The following is a 17,876-nucleotide window of genomic DNA, read 5'->3' as shown; positions in this document are numbered from 1 at the left end:
GAGGGCTGGCTGCGTTATGATCGCCCGCGCTCGTCGCATCGACGGCCGGCCATGCGGCCGGCGGCGTCGCGCGACGGGCATCCGCGCCAGGTCCGGTGCGGCCGACTGCTGGAACGCCATTGGCGGGCGCTGCTCGAGCGTGAAGCACCGGGCCGGCGCAGGCGCCGACGCGCCAGGACAGGGGAGGCCGCCGGTTGGCTTACGTTTCCAACAACAATGGTCCGTCTGCTCACGAAGCGGCGCGGATCGTACGTCGCGAGGCACGACAGTGACCGATTCGCAATCTTCCACGACGCGTCCGGCGACGATCAGCGACGTCGCGCGCGAGGCCGGCACGGGCAAGACCAGCGTTTCGCGCTACCTGAACGGCGAGACGCATGTGCTGTCGGTCGATCTGCGCCAGCGGATCGAGGCGGCGATCGCGCGGCTCAACTACCGGCCGAACCAGATGGCGCGCGGGCTCAAGCGCGGCCGCAACCGGCTGCTCGGCATGCTCGCGGCCGACCTGACCAATCCCTACACCGTCGAAGTGCTGCAGGGCGTCGAGGCCGCGTGCCATGCGCTCGGCTACATGCCGCTCATCTGTCACGCGGCGAACGAAGTCGAGATGGAGCGCCGCTTCCTGCAACTGCTCACGACCTACCGCGTCGAAGGGCTGATCGTCAACGCGCTCGGCGCCGAGGAAGACGTGCTGCGCCCGCTGCGCGGCGCGGGCATTCCGGCCGTGCTCGTCGACCGCACGGTCGAGGGCTTCGAGGCCGACCTGATCGGCCTCGACAATACCGACGCGATCGAGACGGCGCTCGCGCATCTGGTCGCACAGGGCTTCGACGCGATCCATTTCGTCGTGCAGCCGTTCGAGCACGTGAGCTCGCGGCGCGTGCGCGAGGCCGCGTTCCGCGCGGCGCTGGCGGCGCGCGGGCTGGCGGTGCCGTCGACGGTCGTGCTCGACCTGAACGAGCCTGGCGCGGCCGCGGCGGCGCTCGCCGACGTCGATGCGCGCATCGACGATGCGGCTCGGCGCGGCGTGCGCGCGGCGCTGTTCGCCGCGAATGCGCCCGTCGCGCTGGCGATCGCGCGCCACCTGCGCGCGCGCTTCGGCGCCGCATGGCAGCAGCAGGCGGCGCTGCTGTCGATCGACGATCCGGAATGGGCCGAGCTGATCGGCATCACGACGATCCGTCAGCCGACCTACGAAATCGGCTACAAGGCCGTCGAATTCGTGCACGAGCGGATCGACGGCGCGGCGGGCGACGTGCGCGTCGCGATGCTGCCCGGCGAGCTGATCGCGCGCGCGTCGACCGCAAGCTGAGTATCATTCGGGGCACGCAGCGCGCCAGGTGCGCTGCCCCGAACAAGGAACTCCATGACTGTCGCTCCCGTCACGCTGGCGGCGCTGATCGCCGCCACGCTGATCATCGCGCTGCTGCCGCTCGTCCTCTACCGCTTCCTGCGCAAGCCGCTTGCGCTCAACCGCCGCGACACGATCGTCGGCGTCGCCGTCTTCACGCTGTTTGCCATGATCGTCGAGCGCGCGTTCCACGGGCTCGTGCTGAGCCGCACGCCCGAGGACGGCTGGCTGACGCAGCCGCTCGCGTTCGTCGCGTACAGCGCGCTCGCGACCGCCGTATTCGAGGAAATCGGCCGCTATCTCGGCATGCGCGTGCTGAACCGCCGCTATGGCGCATCGGCCGGCGACGGCCGCGGAATCGGCTACGGGATCGGTCACGGCGGCGCCGAGGCGTGGTTCGTCGGCGTGCTCGTGTGGGGTCAGTGGTCGTATCTCGCGTGGCTCGCGAGCCGCGGCCAGCTCGAGACGCAGTTGTCGGACCTGCCGGTCGACACCGTGGTGCGGCTGCACATGATGCTCGCGACACTGTCGGCCCAGTCGATCCTGCTGTTGCTGCTCGAACGCTGCGCGGCGTTCGCGGTGCAACTGGTGCTGTCGGTGCTGATGTGGCGCGGCGTGCGTGCCGGCCGCATCGCCGTGTTGCCGCTGGCGATCGTGCTGCATGCGCTCGCGGCGACGCCCACGCTGCTGTACCAGGTGCGCGTGCTGCCGGCCGCGTGGGTCGAGGCCGCGTATTTCGTGCTGGCCGCGATCCTGGTGGCTGTGCTGGTGAAGACGTGCCGGCCGTCGCGTGTGACGGCCTGACCGGAGAGACGCAATGGACGACTATCTGATCGAATGCCCGAGCACGGAATTCGATGCGCTTGCGCGCGTGATCTGCGATCTCTTTCCGGAGCAGACGCGCTTTGTCGAAAACAGCGACGAACGCGGGCGATTCCTGTCCGTGCAGTGGCTCGCGATGCGTTTCGGCGCGACGCCGAAGCGGATGACGCTGGACATCCGGATCGTGCCGGCCGCGCTCGCGCGCTACCTGGCGCTCAAGCCGATGCAGCGCGCGCGCAGCCATGCGGTGCTGCATGCGTATACGGAAGCGATGCTCGGCTCGCTCGAAGAGCGGCACGCGGCCGGCGAGGCCGTCGAGCGCGACGCGGAACTCGAACTCGACGAAGACTTTGCGTGAGCGGCGGCGCCGGCCTTGTGCCGGCGCGGTGCGTGACGCGTCACGCGTCGCGGTAGACCTGAGCGAAGCGCTGCGCCTGCACGACGCCGTAGTCGCCCGGCGCGTATTGCATCACCCAGTCGCCGGCGACGCCGCGCAGCGTGTCGCCGTTTTCCGAGCGGGCGATCGTGAACGGCTCGTCCATCCGGCGCGCGAGCACGACGGCCGGCCGGTTGCGGTAGGCGCCCGGCGTGCCGTGCGCGAGCGCCGGATCGGCGGGCAGGTATTTGGCGTCGAAACGCGCGCGCGACACGACCCAGCGGTCGCCGGTCGAGCCGGTGATCAATGCGTCGCCCGTCACATAACGGTTCGGGCCTTCGAGGCTCATCAGTTCGCCGTCGGCGTCCGCGAAGGACACGGCGACGGTTTCGTCCTTGACGACGCGACGGGCCTGCGGATCGGTACGCAGATCGAGTTGCTTGAGTTCGAGCATGGCGGGGAGGGGCGGGAAAGCGGGAAAAGCCGGGAGCTTATCCCGAATTCGGCGCGCCGTGTGACGCGCCGGTCGCCGATCGACGCGCGGCGCCGTTCGGCCCGGGTGGGCCGGCACGGCGCCGGCGGGGAAGACGTCAGGGCTGCGCGGGCGCGCTCGCGGCGGGCGCGGCGGCCGCGTTGCCTTCCTTGCCCTTCGTCTTGCCCTTGCCGCGGTGCTCGCCGCCGTGGTGCAGCCAACTGCGGAACGTCGTGTCGGCCAGCGCCTTCTGCTCGGCCGGGAAGCTCTCGTAGAGCGGCGCGAATGCGTCGGCGAGCTTCTTCGCGCCGTCGGCGTTCGCCTGCGACAGTTCCGCGTACTGCTTCATGTCGTCGATCGCGGACACGTCGTGTTTGGCCATCCGTTCACTGTAGAGGCGGCCCATCGTTGCGCCGTTGTCGCGCATCGTGTCGGCGAACGTCTTCCATTGCGGCTCCTGCGCCGACGTGATCTTCAACTGGTCGTGCAGGTACTTGATGCGCTGCTCGATGCGCGCTTCGTGGCGCGCCGCGCGCTGCTCGGCGCTCGGCGCCGACGCCGCGGCCGTCGTTGCCGGCGCTTGCGGCTGTGCCGGGGTTTGCGCGAACGCGCTGGCTGCAACGGCGAGCGTAGCGAGGGTGAGCGAGATTTTCTTCATGGTTGGCTCTCCGGGGTGGTGTCTGGCGAGCGGGCGCGGCGGCCATCGCCGCCAGCGCGCCTCTCGCGTCGCCCGTTATTAGTAGCACGTTGCCTGCCGCGCGGCAGTGAATGCGACACTTGCTTACATCCGATACGAATCGAAATCGAAGTGCGAATCCGGGCGATGCCGGTTGGGCGCGCCGGCGTTCGGCGCTATCATCGCGTCACTTTCCACTCCGCCGGCACATCGCGCGCCGGCTCAGCGTCATGCGTCCACCCCGTCTCGACCAACTCGACGATCTCGACCGGCAACTCGTCGCGCTGCTGCAAGCCGATGCGCGCGCCAGCGTCGCCGATCTCGCGCGCCAGCTCGACGTGGCGCGCACGACGGTCGTCGCGCGCATCGCGCGGCTCGAACGCACCAACGTGATCGCCGGGTACAGCGTGCGACTCGGGCAGGACGTGCTCGACGCGAGTATCTATGCGTACGTCGGCATCATCCTCACGCCGAAGTTCGGCAAGGACGTATTGCGCAAGCTCGACCGGATGCCGGAAGTGCAACTGCTGTGCGCGGTGAGCGGCGAGTACGACTACGTCGCGTGGCTGCGTGCCGATTCGCCGGAGCGGCTCAACGACCTGCTCGACCAGATCGGCACGCTCGAAGGCGTCGAGCGCACGACGACGTCGATCATCCTGTCGCGCAAGATCGATCGCGGAACGATCGGCGGCTGACCTGTTGGATGGGGCGCCGCGCGGGCGTCGGTGCGTCACGGCTGCCCGGATTGAAGCCGAGGTACCTGCCCGCACGCATTCGTATCGGCCTTCGCTGTCCTTCGTGATCGGCACGGGCGCCCGCCGTTGTCCTTTCGCGCATCGCGCGCTTCTTTCCCGAATCTCCTTTCGTATTTCGCTTCGACCGGCGTGTCGTACCTGATGCATGTGCGGTTCGTGCGTCCGGTGCGACGCCGTGCGTCGTCTTCATCCTCGCAATGCGCGGCCGCCAACGGCCGGCGTGCGACATCTGCTATACGCGATTTTTATGTGAATCGGTCGTTTCGACGAAATCTATCGTCATAACGTCGAAATTATCGGTCGTTTCGCATCATTCTTCGTCTTGGAACTGATTTTGCGCGTCCCTACACTGTGCTCATTGGCTCAACGCTGTTCACAACACCAAACCCATCATCAGGAGATAAGCGCATGAAAATCGCCATCGTCGGCGCAGGTCTGATCGGCCACACCATTGCTCACATGCTGCGCGAAACCGGCGACTACGAAGTCGTCGCGTTCGACCGCGACGCGGATGCGCTCGCGAAGCTGTCGCGCGAAGGCATCGCGACGCAACGGGTCGATTCGGCCGACGCGAACGCGATTCGCGAAGCGGTGAAGGGCTTCGATGCGCTCGTCAACGCGCTGCCTTACTACCTCGCGGTCAACGTGGCCGCGGCCGCGAAGGCGGCCGGCGTTCATTACTTCGACCTGACCGAAGACGTGCGCGCCACGCATGCGATCCGCGAACTGGCCGACGGCTCCGACCGCGCGTTCATGCCGCAATGCGGCCTCGCGCCGGGCTTCATCGGCATCGCCGCGCACGAACTCGTGAACGGCTTCAGCGAAGTGCGCGACGTGAAGATGCGCGTCGGCGCGCTGCCCGAATATCCGACCAACGCGCTGAAGTACAACCTGACGTGGAGCGTCGACGGCCTGATCAACGAATACTGCCAGCCGTGCGAAGCGATCCGCGACGGCCGCAAGCAGTGGGTGCAGCCGCTCGAAGGCCTCGAACACTTCTCGCTCGACGGCACCGAATACGAAGCGTTCAACACGTCGGGCGGCCTCGGCACGCTGTGCGAGACGCTGTCGGGCAAGGTCGAGACGCTCGACTACAAGTCGGTGCGCTACCCGGGCCATCGCGAGCTCGTCCAGTTCCTGCTGGAAGACCTGCGCCTGTCGACCGACCGCGACACGCTGAAGTCGATCATGCGCCGCGCGGTGCCGTCGACGAAGCAGGACGTCGTGCTCGTGTTCGTCACGGTGACGGGCGTGAAGGACGGCCAACTGGTTCAGGACGTGTTCACGCGCAAGATCTTCGCGAAGGACGTGTGCGGGATGCACATGAGCGCGATCCAGATCACGACGGCCGGCGCGATGTGCGCGGTGCTGGATCTGTTCCGCGAAAAGAAGCTGCCGCAGAGCGGTTTCATCCCGCAGGAGAAGGTGTCGCTGAAGGCGTTCCTGTCGAATCGTTTCGGCAAGCTGTACGACGGCGGCACGATGGAGCGCATGCACGCGGTTGCCTGACCGCGGTTGCCAGACGGTAGTTACCAGACCATTCGCCAGCCACTGGCACGAGGGCCGTACGACGCCGGGAGCGCAGCAGCGCTTCCGGCGTTGTTTTTTGGGGGAGAAGCGGAAGACCCGGGGGCGCGGGATCAGGCCGGCAGCGGCGGGACCATCGTCGCCGGTTGCGGCGGCGGCACGATGCGGTACAGCAGCGCGTCGATGTCCGCGTCGGACGGCGCGGTGTTGTCGAACATCACGATGCCGTCGCATTCGCGGCCGGTGGGCACGAAGCGGCGCTGCCGGTATTCGTCCCAGTGCGCGAGCTTGTACGCATCGTTCGGGTTCGCACGCGCGACGATCCGCTGGTGCGCGACGTCTTCCGACGTATGGACCCACACGACCGTCAGCGTGACGTCCGGCGCGATGCCGAGCCACGCGCGATCGAGGATGCGCCGGTCGCGCACTTCGCGCGATAGCGGGCCAACGACGAGCGCGCCGATGCCGAGCGCGAGATTTTCACGGGCCGTGTCGAGCAGGCCCTGGTATTCGGCATCGCGAAGGTGCTTCAGGTAGAGCGGGCTGTCGCGGTCGTTCGGATCGTCCGTGAGCGCCCCCATCGCGGCCGCGCTGTAGCGGCCGTACAGCGTGTCCTTGTCGAGCAGGCAGAACGCCTGGCCGGTCGCGCGCATCAGCGGCCCGATGAGCCGCTTCGCAAGCGTGGTCTTGCCGGTGCCGGCGTGACCGCAGAAGAACACCAGGTGCGTCACGAATGCCGGCTCCCCGACCGCTGGCCCGACGTGTCGCCGCGCGAGAATACTTCCGCTTCCAGCCACATCGCGTTGATGATGCCGAAGCCGAGCGCCACGCCGATGCCGAGTATCCACGAGAAATACCACATAGGTCTGTCTCCTTGACGATTGGGCCGCGCGGCCGTTGTGCAGTGCGCAATGCAGGCCCGACGAGCCTGTCGAAGCGCACGGAGCGCGTGCTGCGATGCACGCAGCCCGATCATGACCAATATCGGCGTGCCGTGCAAGCCGGCCCGTCCGTGCAGCAAACCGGTAAACTGATGCGCAAACCGCAATATCGTGAACAACATGCTGATCAACTGTGCTGCTTACCAGGACGGCCGCAAGCTGGCCGATATCGACATCGATGCCATCAGCGATTACGTGTCGAAGCCCGAATGCTTCGTCTGGGTCGCGCTGAAGGATCCGACACCCGAGGAAATCGACCTGATGGGCGAGGAATTCGGGTTGCACGAGCTGGCGCTCGAGGATGCGCGCAAGGGCCATCAGCGGCCGAAGATCGAGGAATACGGCGATTCGCTGTTCGCGGTGCTGCATACGGTCGAACTCGACGAGGACGGCGAATTCAAGGTCGGCGAATTGAACGTGTTCGTCGGCCCGAATTACGTGCTGTCGATCCGCAACCATACCGAGCACGATTTCCGCGACGTGCGCAAGCGTTGCGAGCGGGAGCCGCATCTGCTGCGAGAGGGGTCGGCGTTCGTGTTCTACGCGTTGATGGACCAGGTCGTCGACCGGTATTTCCCGATCCTCGAAACGCTCGGCACCGAACTCGAGGAACTCGAGGACCGCATCTTCGCGAAGGCCACGCCGGCGTCGTCGCGCGCGATCATCGAGGATCTCTATTCGCTGAAACGCCGGCTCGTGCTGCTGTACCAGCACACGGCGCCGCTGATGGAGCCGCTCGCGAAGCTCACCGGCGGGCGTGTTCCGCAAGTCTGCAGCGGGATGGCGGCCTACTTCCGCGATGTGTACGACCATTTGCAGCGGATCGTGAAAACGATCGAAGGGCGGCGCGAGATGGTCGTCACGGCGATCCAGGTCAACCTCGGAATGATTTCGCTCGCGGAGAACGAGGTGACCAAGCGGCTCGGCTCGTTCGCCGCGCTGTTCGCGATACCGACGATGATCGCCGGCATCTACGGGATGAACTTCGCGAACATGCCCGAACTGCACCTGAAATACGGGTTCTACGGCTGCATCGCGGTGATGGCCGCCGCCGACCTCGCGCTGTGGTGGCGTTTCAAGCGGGCAGGTTGGCTGTAGGGCGGCGTCACGCCGGACGCGGCGCGTGCTTGCCGACCACGACGCGCCACGGCCGCACGCGCCACGATTTCACGAGGCCGTTCTGCACGTACGGATCGGCGCGCGCGAACGATTCGGCCGCTTCCGGCGAATCGCCTTCGAACACGAGCACGGCCTGGTCGGCCGGGTCGGCCAGCGCACCGGCGAGCACGAGTTCGCCGCGCTCGGTCGCCGCCTGCGCGAGCGCGAGATGCTCCGCACGAAGCGGTTCGCGGCGCGACAGGTAATCGTCGACGAGTTCGTAGATCAACTGGTAATGCATGATCGCTCCAGGAATCGGTTTCCGCCTCGGATAGTGGGCGGCCAGGTCAGTATAGGGCAGCGGGAAAGCCCTTGGCGGCGTGGTTTGCCGGCGGGCTGGCGGGCATTGGCCGGGCGCGCTTAATGACCCGCGCATCCCGGCCGATATCCCGCTGGTTCCTTAAAAACGCAACTAACGGTCGAGCTTCCGAACATCGGCAAATTGCCGGGCGCTTCGCGTCCACGGCCGATCCGCGTGGAATTCGTCTAAAGGAAACGAGGAGGCGCCGGCCTATGCCGGGTCCGGATTTCGCATGCCGGCGGGGCAGGGGAGCGGGTGAAAACGATAGGCGCCGGCCCCGGGCGGGGGGGCGTGCGAGGGGTGTTTCCATTGGGCCGGAATGCGACCTATGCTGAACGAATCCGGAGCGAACGCCGTTCGCCCGATTCGCCCAGACGAGGTGTGCCATGCCGGTCTCAGCCACCCTGCAGGATTGCCTGCGCCAGAAGTCATCGCGGTACGAAGTCGTGTACCACCCCTATAGCCATACGAGCATGGAGACGGCCGCCGCCGCGCACATTCCCGGCGATCGTCTCGCGAAAACGGTGCTCCTCGAGGACGCCGAGGGCTACGTCGCCGCCGTGTTGCCGACGACGCACGCCGTGCGTCTGTCGGATCTCTGGGTGAAGACGGGACGCCATCTCGTGCTCGCCCGGGAGGTCGAATTGCGCGACCTGTTCAAGGATTGCGACATGGGCGCGCTGCCGCCCGTGTGCATGGCGTACGGGATGAAGACGTTCCTCGAGGAACACCTCGCGCAGCAGCCGGAAGTCTATTTCGAGGCCGGCGACCACGAAGCGCTGATCCACATGATGCAGGACGAATTCCTGGCGCTGATGGAGACGGCCGAGCGCGCGCATTTCTCGCATCGTATGCAGGGGATGATGCTGTCCTGAGCGATGCCGGCCGTGCATCGATGACGCATGCGCGGGCATTTTTCCCACCGGGCCCGGTGAAGTGGAGATGCCCGTGCGCGCAGAGGGGCGGGCAACGAATTCACGCTGGCGCAGCGGTACCCGGTTTCGGAAAATAGGTTCGTTGTGCAGACGATTATTTCAACCAGGCCAGTAGGAGGGTTTGCTTATTTTAATTTGGAATCCTTTGCAAAAATGCGGCGGGCAAATCCTCGGAATATCGCGTCAACGGGCCCTGGCTCCGCGTGACAACGGTCAATCGGCTTCCATCCTTGCATGAGACAACCAGACGCATCCGGCGGCGCTCATTCCAGACGCGCCAATGCAGTGCGCCGCACTAAATCGGTGATTATTTATGAGAGGCACTGAATTAGTGCGACAGCCTACAAAATAATTACCGAATTAATGGAAAATGTTTGTTGAAGCTTACTAACTTGTTATTCGAGTAAGGCCTCCAAACTTTGTATTTGGGTATCAAATAAAGTTTGACGCCCAAATTTTTTCCTTGCTATCTTCTGCACCCAAGACGAACGGCCTGGCTGACGTCGGCGTGTAACGAAGATTCAATCGTCATACGAGAACGTGCCTGCGCCGACGAAGCTGACAATTGCCTGAACGCGCTGGTGCAGGGCGGACGCCGAATAGGGCGGCTACCCCGTGGTGGTTGAAACGATTCCTTGAAATTGAATGAATTCGGATCCGCGATCGATGCTTTCGATTCGGATTACTAATTGCATCGAAAATGAAATTTCACGTTGAGGCGGAGGCGGAACCGACCCGGTTCCGGCGCCGGCCATCATCGCGAAACTGGGCGATTCGCTTGGGGGGATGGATAGTGGGCATGAAAGTCGAAGAGCATCTGGTTGCTTCGAACAGCGGACTGGCCACGCTCGGCCGTCCGCGGGAATTCGGCAAGAAGCAGCAGAATCCGGTGCGCCGTTTCGGCGGCATCGCAGTCGTCCTCCTGTTGCATGCAGTGCTGATCTACGCATTGCTCAACGGCCTCGCGACGAAAGTCGTGCAGGTGATCCAGCATCCGATCGAAACCCGCATCATCGAGCCGGTGAAGCCGCCGCCGCCCCCGCCGATGCCGGTCGTCAAGCTTCCGCCGCCGAAGTTCGCGCCCCCGCCGCCGCCGTTCGTGCCGCCGCCGGAAGTACCGGTGCAGGCGCCGCCGCAGGCGACGATCACGCACCAGTCGGCACCGGTGCCATCCGCACCGGCCGTGCAGGCGCCGGTCATCGCACCGCCCGCGCCGGCGGCCAAACCGGTCAGTCACGAAGTAGGTGTCGTCTGCCCGAATTCGGACACGATTCGCGCGTCGATGCAGTACCCGAAGGAAGCGCAGGAAAACAACATCACGGGTGACGTGACGATCGAGTTCGTCGTGGATGCGGAAGGGAACATCACGAACGAACGCGTGGCCCAGTCGGCCGACCCCGTGCTCGATCGTGCGGCCTACAACACCGTGAAGCGGTTCAAATGCGTGGCGCAAGGCCAGGCGGTACGGGTGCAGGTGCCGTTCTCGTTCAACCTGAATTGATGCAGTGGGCGGTCCGGCGGGAGCCGGACCGGTGAAAACCGGCTCGAACCTTAATCGTAAGTTCAACGAAAGAATTGGAGTGGGGTATGACGAAGCGTTCTCTGGCCGCGCTGGCGGCAAGCCTGTTGATGTCCGTCGCTGCAATCGACGGGCTCGTTGCACCGCAGCCCGCCTATGCGCAGGCGAGCGGATCCGCGGCGGCATCCGACGCGTCGCAACAGGCCGCGGCGCCCACGCAGGCGCCTTCCGCGGCCGAGCCGGCCCCGCCGCCGGCGCCTGCTACGACCGAAGCGGTCGAGAATCCGTACGGGCTCGGCGCGCTCTGGAAGAACGGCGACTTCGTCGCGCGCTTCGTGCTGATCCTGCTCGTGATCATGTCGATGGGCAGCTGGTACATCATGATCACGAAGTTCGTCGAGCAATTGCGGGCAAACCGCCGCGCGAAAATCGCGGACGCGCAGCTCTGGAGCGCGCCGTCGCTGGCCGAGGGCGCAAAGCTGCTCGACGAGGCGTCGCCGTTCCGCTTCATCGCCGAAACGGCGATCGAGGCGGGCGAGCATCACGACGAGGCGCTGCTCGAAGCCGTGGACCGCAACACGTGGATCGACGTGTCCGTCGAGCGCTCGATCACGAACGTGTCGAACCGCCTGCAGGACGGGCTCGCGTTCCTGGCGACGGTCGGTTCGACCGCGCCGTTCGTCGGGCTGTTCGGCACGGTCTGGGGGATCTATCACGCGCTGACGGCGATCGGGATCGCGGGCCAGGCGTCGATCGACAAGGTCGCGGGCCCGGTGGGCGAGGCGCTGATCATGACGGCGATCGGCCTGGCGGTCGCGGTGCCTGCCGTACTTGGCTACAACTTCCTCGTCCGGCGCAACAAGTCGGTGATGGAACGCGTCCGCAACTTCGGCGCCCAGCTGCATACAGTGCTGCTGGCCGGCAGCAAGCGTGCCGTGCGCGCGCCGTCGCCTGCCGCGTCGCTCGTGAACTGACCGGCTGACGGAGGCGCGCGATGGGCATGAACGTCGGGCAGGACGAAAGCGACGAGGTGATCGCGAACATCAACACGACGCCGCTCGTCGACGTGATGCTGGTGTTGCTGATCATCTTCCTGATCACGATTCCGGTCGTCACGCACACGATCCAGCTGCAGTTGCCGAAGGAGGTCGTGCAGCCGCTGCAGACCACGCCGAAGAGCGTCGAGATCGCGGTGAATCGCGACGGCGATTTTTTCTGGGGCGAACAACGGGTGGATGCGTCGGCGTTGCTCGCGAAGCTGAAGGGTGTGTCGCAGCAGCAGCCGCAGCCGAGCGTGCACGTACGGGGCGACCAGAACACGCGCTACGAGTTCATCGGCCGGGTCGTCACGATGTGCGAGCGAGCGGGTATCGCGAAGGTGTCGTTCATTACGGAACCGCCGGCGCGGGGTGGTTAGCCTTGCATGGGAACGGCATACGCGCCGATTCCGATTGACGACGCATGGGATCAGATCAGGCATCGACAGGAGCAGACGATGGGAATGAACGTGCCTTCGGGCGGGAGCGGCGGCGAGCCGGACGTGATGGTCGACATCAACACCACGCCGCTGATCGACGTGATGCTGGTGCTGCTGATCATGCTGATCATCACGATCCCGATCCAGATGCATTCGGTGAAGATGGACCTGCCGGTGGGCAACCCGCCGCCGCCCGCCACGCCGCCGGAAGTGGTGCAGATCGACATCGACTTCGACGGTACGACGACGTGGAACGGCGCGCCGGTGCCGGACCGCGCGGCACTCGAGACGAAGCTGACGGCGGTCGCGCACGAGCCCGTGCAGGCGGAGATCCATCTGCGGGCGAACAAGCTGGCGCCGTACAAGGACGTGGCGGCCGTACTGGCGTCCGCGCAGCGCGTGGGCGCGACGAAGATCGGCCTGATCGGAAACGAGCAGTTCATGCAATGACGGGACAGGCGGACCGATGAACCAGCGACGATGGAAACGGATGATGGCGCTGACGGCGCTCGGTGCGGCCTGCGTGCTCGGCCGGCCGGCGTGGGCGGCCGACGCGTTGCGGCCCGACGTGGCGAAGCCGCTGGCCGCGGCGCAGGACCTGTATCGCGCGCACAGGTATCGCGATGCGCTCGGCAAGATCGCGCAGGCGGCCGCCGTGCCCAACCGCACGCCGTACGAAACCTACATGGTGGAAGCGACGCGCGGCGCGGCGGCGATGGCGGCCGGCGATACCGGCGTGGCCGCGCAGGCCTACGAAACCGTGCTGAACTCGGGGCGCCTGTCGGGCGCGGACGAGCAGCGGACGACGGCGGCGCTCGCGGGAATCTACTTCCAGCAGAAGAACTATCCGCAGGCGATCCGCGTCGCGCAGCGCTACCTGAAGGCGGGCGGCACGGATCCGGACATGCGCACGCTGCTCACGCAGTCGTATTACCTGTCGAACGATTGCGGCCAGGTCGTGAGCCAGTTGAAGGCGAGCACGGAGGCACAGGCGAAGGCCGGCCACGCGCCGGACGAGGGCCAGCTGCAAATGCTGGCGACCTGTGCGCAAAAGAGCAAGGACGCCGTTGCCTATCGCAACGCGCTGGGCATGCTGGTGGCTTTTCATCCGAGCCCCGCGTACTGGGAGGACATGATCTCGGCCATTCGCGGCAGCCCCGGTTACCTGTCGTCGCTCGACCTCGACATCTACCGGTTGCGCAGGGCGACGGGCTCGCTGACGACGGCCGACGCCTACATGGAGATGACGCAGCTCGCGCTGGTGGCGGGAACGCCGGCCGAGGGCAGGCAGGTGATCGACCAGGGATTCGCGTCCGGCGTGCTGGGCAAGGATGCACAGGCGGAGCGCGAGAAACGGCTGCAGGCGCTGGCTGCCAAGCGTGCGCAGTCGGGTGCGGACGCCGCCAACCCGGTGGCGCCGATCGATGCCGGCATGAATCTGGTGTTCGCGGGCCATGCGGCGCAGGGGCTGTCGATGATGGAGCAGGTGATCGCGAAAGGCGGACTCGAGCATCCCGATGCCGCGCGGCTGCGGCTCGGCGAGGCGTACTACGTGGCCGGCCAGAAGGCGCATGCGGTCCAGGTGCTGCGCACGGTGAAGGGTAACGACGGGTCGGCGGATCTGGCGAAGCTGTGGACGGCGGTGGCGTCCCGGTAGCGCAGCGCAAGGCCGCGACGGCATGCGACGCGTACGCAATCGACGAGCAGCGTGGCGCGATGGAAGTACAAGTCCTTGACGGTCGGACATGAAGAGAGACAGGGGAAATGTTGTTGATTAGTAACGCGAATGAAATAGGCGAAACACTCGCGGGTGCGCGGCGACGGTGCCGCGCCGCGACGGCCGCGTCATCGCATCGGGCAAGGACGGCCGACATCAAACCGGTTTCGACTGCGAGGCTCCGCACTTCCATGACTGTGCCCCCTGATGAGTCGGTTCTGGTCGCCGTATCGCTGGGCAGCAAGATCCGGGCGCTGCGCCAGCGCCTGAAGCTCACGCTTGACGAGACGGCCGGGATCGCGGGTATTTCGAAGCCGTTCCTGTCCCAGGTCGAGCGTGGTCGCGCGACGCCGTCGATCACGTCGCTGGTCCGGATCGCGCACGCGCTGGGCGTCACGATGCAGTACTTCATCGACACGCCGACGGAAGCGCGTTCGGTGTGCCGCGGGAACGCGCTGCAGTACTTCCAGTTCGCGAACTCGGCCAGCCTGTTCGCCAGGCTGACGAACCTGGTGGATGGCCGCAAGCTCGACGCGATTCTCGTCCGGATGCCGGCGGGGCAGTCGCCGTCCGAGATAACGACGCATGCGGGCGAGGAATTCGTCTACGTGATGCGCGGGCAGGTCGCGCTGACGCTCGAGGATTGCACGTTCACGCTGAATGCGGGCGATACCGCGCACTACGAATCGACGATGCCGCATGCATGGCGCAACACGGCCGACGAAGAAGCGGTGATCGTCTGGGTCGGCACGCCGAGGCTGTTCTAGCGGAGGCGGCAGGCACCGCATGTCGAACCGGAAGCGGCAGGAAGTGCGCTCATGACATGTAGTAAGTATGACGAAGTAAATATAAAGAAACGGTGATGCCGGGCGGAACGGGTGCCAGGCCGATCCGTTCGAGTCGTGGCGGTCGGAAGGGTGGCTATTGCGGGTTCCGTTACACGGGCGCCCAGGACGCGCAAGGAATTCACAAGGTTCCGGCGTACAGCAGGTGGGGTCTTACTACGAGCGAGAGGGAACGAGATGAAGCAGAGAGTATTGGCGTTGGCCATCAAGAGGATAGTCTGGGCGGAACTGGCGCTGACGGCCGCGCTGGTGCCGCCGGCGTTCGCCCAGAGCCAGCCGGCGCCGGGCGCCGCATCGATCGCGGATGCGGTCGCGAATGGCGCACCCGTGACCGTTGCGCAGGCGAACGGTACGGCGGGCGCTGTCGCCGCCACGGGCGCCGCGGCATCCGGTGCGGCAGCCGAGGCGACGCCGGCCGCTCCCAGCGCGAACGGACAGGGCAAGGTCGCGCAGATCAAGCGGTTCGAAGTGACGGGTTCGCTGATCCGGCAGGCCGACAAGGTCGGCTTCAACCAGGTTCAGACCATCACGAGCAAGGACATCGAGAACAGCGGCCACACCAGCGTCGCCGACTACCTGCGCAGCACCTCGGCGAATTCGGCAAGCAGCTGGAGCGAAGGGACGACGAACAGCTTCGCGCCGGGCGGCGCAGGCATCGCATTGCGCGGCCTCAGCGAGAAGTACACGCTGGTGCTGATCGACGGCATGCGGGTGTCACCGTATGCGTTCGCGGTGAACGGCAGCGATCAGTTCTTCGACCTGAACACGCTGCCGCTGAACATCATCGACCGAATCGAAATCGTCAAGACAGGCGCGGTGTCTCAGTATGGTTCCGACGCAATCGCGGGCGTGGTGAACATCATCACGAAGAAAAACTTCCAGGGTCTCGAGCTGGGAGGCAGCTACGGCGGTGCGACGAACGGTGAAGGCGGCCAGGGCACGACGAAGTTCAGCATCCTCGGCGGCTTCGGCGACCTGAACGCCGACCGCTTCAACGTGACGGCGGCGCTCAGCTACTACAAGTCGAACGGCATCTCGATCGCCGATCGCGACATGACGCAGAACCAGGATTTCTCCAATTTCCCGGGCGGCCTGTCGAACCAGAGCGTGTCGTACTGGCGCAATCCGGCCACCGGCGCGAAGGTGCCGCTGAGCCCGTGTCCGAACGGCGGTCAGGCCGTGCCGGGCACCTCCGTCGCGCAGGTCAACGGTCCCGGCACGGTCTGCGCAAACAACACCGCGTACGCATCGTCGCTGTCACCGTGGACTGAACGCCTGAGCGCGAAGGTGCACGCCGACTTCAAGATCAGCGACGCGATGCAGGCGTTCGCCGATCTCTGGGAAAGCAACAATACGACGGTCACGAACAACTTCGTCGGCCGCCTCGGCAACAGCACGCAGACCTATGATCCGGCGACGGGCGGTCTCAACCCGATTTCGAACCTCGTGCCGGGCAGCAATCCGTATAACCCGTTTGGCGTGCCGGCCAAGCTGGTCTATACATTCCCGGCCACGCAGGCCGTGCATACGAGCTCCAACTTCTGGCGTGCCGCGACGGGTGTGAAAGGATCGTTCAGCACGCCGCGCGTGGGTGACTGGGACTGGACGGCGTCCTACACGCATTCGCAGAACACGGTGTCGAACAACTATTCGAACCTGATCAACGCGGCCGCGCTCGAAAATATCGTCCAGAACGGCGTATTCAACTTCGCGAATCCATCGTCGACACCGAACGGGTTGAACGGGCTGTACGGAAGCACGTCGACGCAGGCCATCACGAAGCTCGACGCCGTCGATGCGACGCTGTCGACGCCGAACCTGTTCACGTTGCCCACGGGTAACGTCGGTCTGGGTCTCGGTACGCAATTCACGCACCAGAGCCAATACATCGGGACGGGCGCGGACTACGCGAACGGCACGCTCATCCAGCCGTCGCTGCAATCGGTCAACGGCGAGCGCAACGTCGCGGCGGTCTACTACCAGATCGACATTCCCATCCTGCAGAACCTGACGTTCAGCCAGTCGGGGCGCTACGATCACTACAGCGACTTCGGTGGCGCGTTCTCGCCGCGCTTCGCGTTGCGCTTCCAGCCGATCCGCGAGCTGACGATGTACGGTTCGTACAACCGTGGCTTCCGCGCGCCGACGCTGATCGAAAACACCTCGTCGAGGACCTACGCCGCGCAGGGCGCGGTCGATTCGAACGATCCTAACAATCCGAACGCATACAACCTCGTCGAGGAAGTGCAGGCAGGTAACAGCAAGCTGCAGCCGGAGCGGACCAAGAACTACAACATCGGCTTCCAGCTGTCGCCCACCCGCAATACCGATTTCGGCTTCGACTGGTACAAGATCCACATCGACAACGTGATCGGCACGGAAGATATCCAGACGGTGGTGGACCAGAACGATCCGACGAAGGTGATCCGTAATCCGAATGGTTCGATCGCGTATGTCGTGCTGCCGTACATGAACCTGTCGTCGCTCGATACGGACGGCTTCGAGACCACCTTCCGCCAATCGGTGTCGACCAAGATCGGTACTTTCACGCTGTCGGGCGACTGGGCCTACGTGTGGCACTTCAAGATGCCGGTGGGCGGCGAGACGACCGACTTCGCGGGCAACAACGGTTCGCTGAACGAGCCGTTCGGCGGCAGCTTCCCGCGCTGGAAGGGCAACACGAGTCTGAACTGGAACTACCACAACCAATGGAACGCGACGTTGACGTGGATGTTCACGGGACCGTACAGCCAGGCCATCCTGTCGCCTGGCCAATATCCGAACATGCAGGACAGCGTGGCGTCGTACAGCCAGTTCAACCTGATGGTCAGCTACACCGGCTTCAAGCATTGGACGATCTACGCGGGCATCGACAACATCTTCAATCGTGCGCCGCCGTTCGACCCGGTTTTCATGAACGCGAGCTACCAGACGGGCTACGACACGTCGCTGTACACGTATGTCGGTCGATTCGCGCAGGTTGGCGCGACCTACAAGTTCTGAC

Annotated in this window: 19 protein-coding genes; 14 read left to right on the top strand and 5 right to left on the bottom strand. The window is 65.4% G+C overall.

The genetic code is table 11. From position 1 onward, the window contains the following. The first annotated feature begins 268 nt into the window (after window positions 1–268). Genes QZM15_RS21165 through QZM15_RS21155 form a run of 3 tightly spaced genes read left to right on the top strand, consistent with a single transcriptional unit; the run spans window position 269 to window position 2,531 of the window. Complete coding sequence (locus QZM15_RS21165; RefSeq protein ID WP_059583434.1) at window positions 269–1,312, top strand: LacI family DNA-binding transcriptional regulator; 1,044 nt, start codon at window positions 269–271, stop codon at window positions 1,310–1,312. A gap of 54 nt (window positions 1,313–1,366) precedes the next feature. After that, window positions 1,367–2,155: a YhfC family intramembrane metalloprotease gene (locus QZM15_RS21160; protein ID WP_302107200.1), complete on the top strand. Its 789-nt coding sequence runs from the start codon at window positions 1,367–1,369 to the stop codon at window positions 2,153–2,155. 13 nt (window positions 2,156–2,168) lie between these two features. After that, window positions 2,169–2,531, top strand: coding sequence for a DUF3022 domain-containing protein (locus QZM15_RS21155; protein ID WP_060009785.1), 363 nt, complete (start codon window positions 2,169–2,171; stop codon window positions 2,529–2,531). Window positions 2,532–2,571: 40 nt separating this feature from the next. Here the strand turns inward: QZM15_RS21155 and QZM15_RS21150 are convergent, their stop codons facing one another. Together QZM15_RS21150 and QZM15_RS21145 are read right to left on the bottom strand one after the other, a co-directional pair. Continuing rightward, the gene (locus QZM15_RS21150) at window positions 2,572–3,003 is read right to left on the bottom strand and encodes a PGDYG domain-containing protein (protein ID WP_059583428.1); all 432 of its coding nucleotides are present in this window, start codon (window positions 3,001–3,003) and stop codon (window positions 2,572–2,574) included. A 136-nt stretch (window positions 3,004–3,139) separates the two neighbouring features. Further along, complete coding sequence (locus QZM15_RS21145) at window positions 3,140–3,679, bottom strand: Spy/CpxP family protein refolding chaperone (protein ID WP_060009782.1); 540 nt, start codon at window positions 3,677–3,679, stop codon at window positions 3,140–3,142. A gap of 248 nt (window positions 3,680–3,927) precedes the next feature. Here QZM15_RS21145 and QZM15_RS21140 point away from each other — a divergent pair, with 248 nt between their 5' ends. Continuing rightward, entirely contained in the window at window positions 3,928–4,392 is a 465-nt protein-coding gene (locus tag QZM15_RS21140) for an Lrp/AsnC family transcriptional regulator (RefSeq protein WP_006481526.1), read from the top strand. A gap of 468 nt (window positions 4,393–4,860) precedes the next feature. Further along, entirely contained in the window at window positions 4,861–5,961 is a 1,101-nt protein-coding gene (locus QZM15_RS21135) for a saccharopine dehydrogenase family protein (RefSeq protein WP_059583425.1), read from the top strand. 131 nt (window positions 5,962–6,092) lie between these two features. Here the strand turns inward: QZM15_RS21135 and QZM15_RS21130 are convergent, their stop codons facing one another. Beyond that, the gene (locus QZM15_RS21130; RefSeq protein ID WP_059583424.1) at window positions 6,093–6,710 is read right to left on the bottom strand and encodes an ATP-binding protein; all 618 of its coding nucleotides are present in this window, start codon (window positions 6,708–6,710) and stop codon (window positions 6,093–6,095) included. Next, window positions 6,707–6,841: a cytochrome bd-I oxidase subunit CydX gene (gene cydX, locus QZM15_RS21125; RefSeq protein ID WP_027810184.1), complete on the bottom strand. Its 135-nt coding sequence runs from the start codon at window positions 6,839–6,841 to the stop codon at window positions 6,707–6,709. The genes QZM15_RS21130 and cydX overlap by 4 nt, the downstream gene beginning before the upstream one ends. A 199-nt stretch (window positions 6,842–7,040) precedes the next feature. Here cydX and corA point away from each other — a divergent pair, with 199 nt between their 5' ends. After that, the gene (corA, locus tag QZM15_RS21120; protein WP_059583422.1) at window positions 7,041–8,018 is read left to right on the top strand and encodes a magnesium/cobalt transporter CorA; all 978 of its coding nucleotides are present in this window, start codon (window positions 7,041–7,043) and stop codon (window positions 8,016–8,018) included. Between the two features lie 7 nt (window positions 8,019–8,025). Here corA and QZM15_RS21115 read toward each other — a convergent pair whose 3' ends face one another. After that, complete coding sequence (locus QZM15_RS21115) at window positions 8,026–8,319, bottom strand: YciI-like protein (RefSeq protein ID WP_059583421.1); 294 nt, start codon at window positions 8,317–8,319, stop codon at window positions 8,026–8,028. Between the two features lie 446 nt (window positions 8,320–8,765). Between QZM15_RS21115 and QZM15_RS21110 the strand changes: the two genes are divergently transcribed. The 8 genes from QZM15_RS21110 to QZM15_RS21075 all read left to right on the top strand — a co-directional run bounded on the left by QZM15_RS21110 (window position 8,766) and on the right by QZM15_RS21075 (window position 17,875). Continuing rightward, on the top strand, window positions 8,766–9,254 hold the full coding sequence (locus tag QZM15_RS21110) for an aminoacyl-tRNA deacylase (protein WP_059583420.1): 489 nt from the start codon (window positions 8,766–8,768) through the stop codon (window positions 9,252–9,254). An 859-nt stretch (window positions 9,255–10,113) separates the two neighbouring features. Further along, window positions 10,114–10,815 carry an energy transducer TonB gene (locus QZM15_RS21105; protein ID WP_059583418.1) on the top strand — a complete coding sequence of 234 codons (702 nt, stop codon included), beginning with the start codon at window positions 10,114–10,116 and terminating at the stop codon, window positions 10,813–10,815. An 86-nt stretch (window positions 10,816–10,901) separates the two neighbouring features. Next, window positions 10,902–11,807, top strand: a complete 906-nt coding sequence (locus tag QZM15_RS21100; protein ID WP_059583417.1) for a MotA/TolQ/ExbB proton channel family protein — start codon at window positions 10,902–10,904, stop codon at window positions 11,805–11,807. 20 nt (window positions 11,808–11,827) lie between these two features. Beyond that, a complete protein-coding gene (locus QZM15_RS21095; protein WP_059645854.1) occupies window positions 11,828–12,250 on the top strand; it encodes a biopolymer transporter ExbD in 423 nt (140 codons plus the stop codon). A gap of 78 nt (window positions 12,251–12,328) precedes the next feature. Further along, complete coding sequence (locus tag QZM15_RS21090; RefSeq protein ID WP_059583519.1) at window positions 12,329–12,760, top strand: biopolymer transporter ExbD; 432 nt, start codon at window positions 12,329–12,331, stop codon at window positions 12,758–12,760. Window positions 12,761–12,776: 16 nt separating this feature from the next. Beyond that, window positions 12,777–13,967 carry a tetratricopeptide repeat protein gene (locus QZM15_RS21085; RefSeq protein WP_060318653.1) on the top strand — a complete coding sequence of 397 codons (1,191 nt, stop codon included), beginning with the start codon at window positions 12,777–12,779 and terminating at the stop codon, window positions 13,965–13,967. A 251-nt stretch (window positions 13,968–14,218) separates the two neighbouring features. Then, the gene (locus tag QZM15_RS21080; RefSeq protein WP_059645851.1) at window positions 14,219–14,794 is read left to right on the top strand and encodes a helix-turn-helix domain-containing protein; all 576 of its coding nucleotides are present in this window, start codon (window positions 14,219–14,221) and stop codon (window positions 14,792–14,794) included. A 255-nt stretch (window positions 14,795–15,049) separates the two neighbouring features. Further along, on the top strand, window positions 15,050–17,875 hold the full coding sequence (locus QZM15_RS21075) for a TonB-dependent receptor (RefSeq protein ID WP_302107199.1): 2,826 nt from the start codon (window positions 15,050–15,052) through the stop codon (window positions 17,873–17,875). The last annotated feature ends 1 nt before the right edge of the window (window position 17,876 follow it).

The organism is Burkholderia sp. AU44665 (assembly GCF_030504405.1).
GTDB classification, from domain to species: domain Bacteria; phylum Pseudomonadota; class Gammaproteobacteria; order Burkholderiales; family Burkholderiaceae; genus Burkholderia; species Burkholderia semiarida.
The sequence above is the reverse complement of the archived record's forward strand: the minus strand, read 5'-3'. Positions and strand labels throughout refer to the sequence as shown.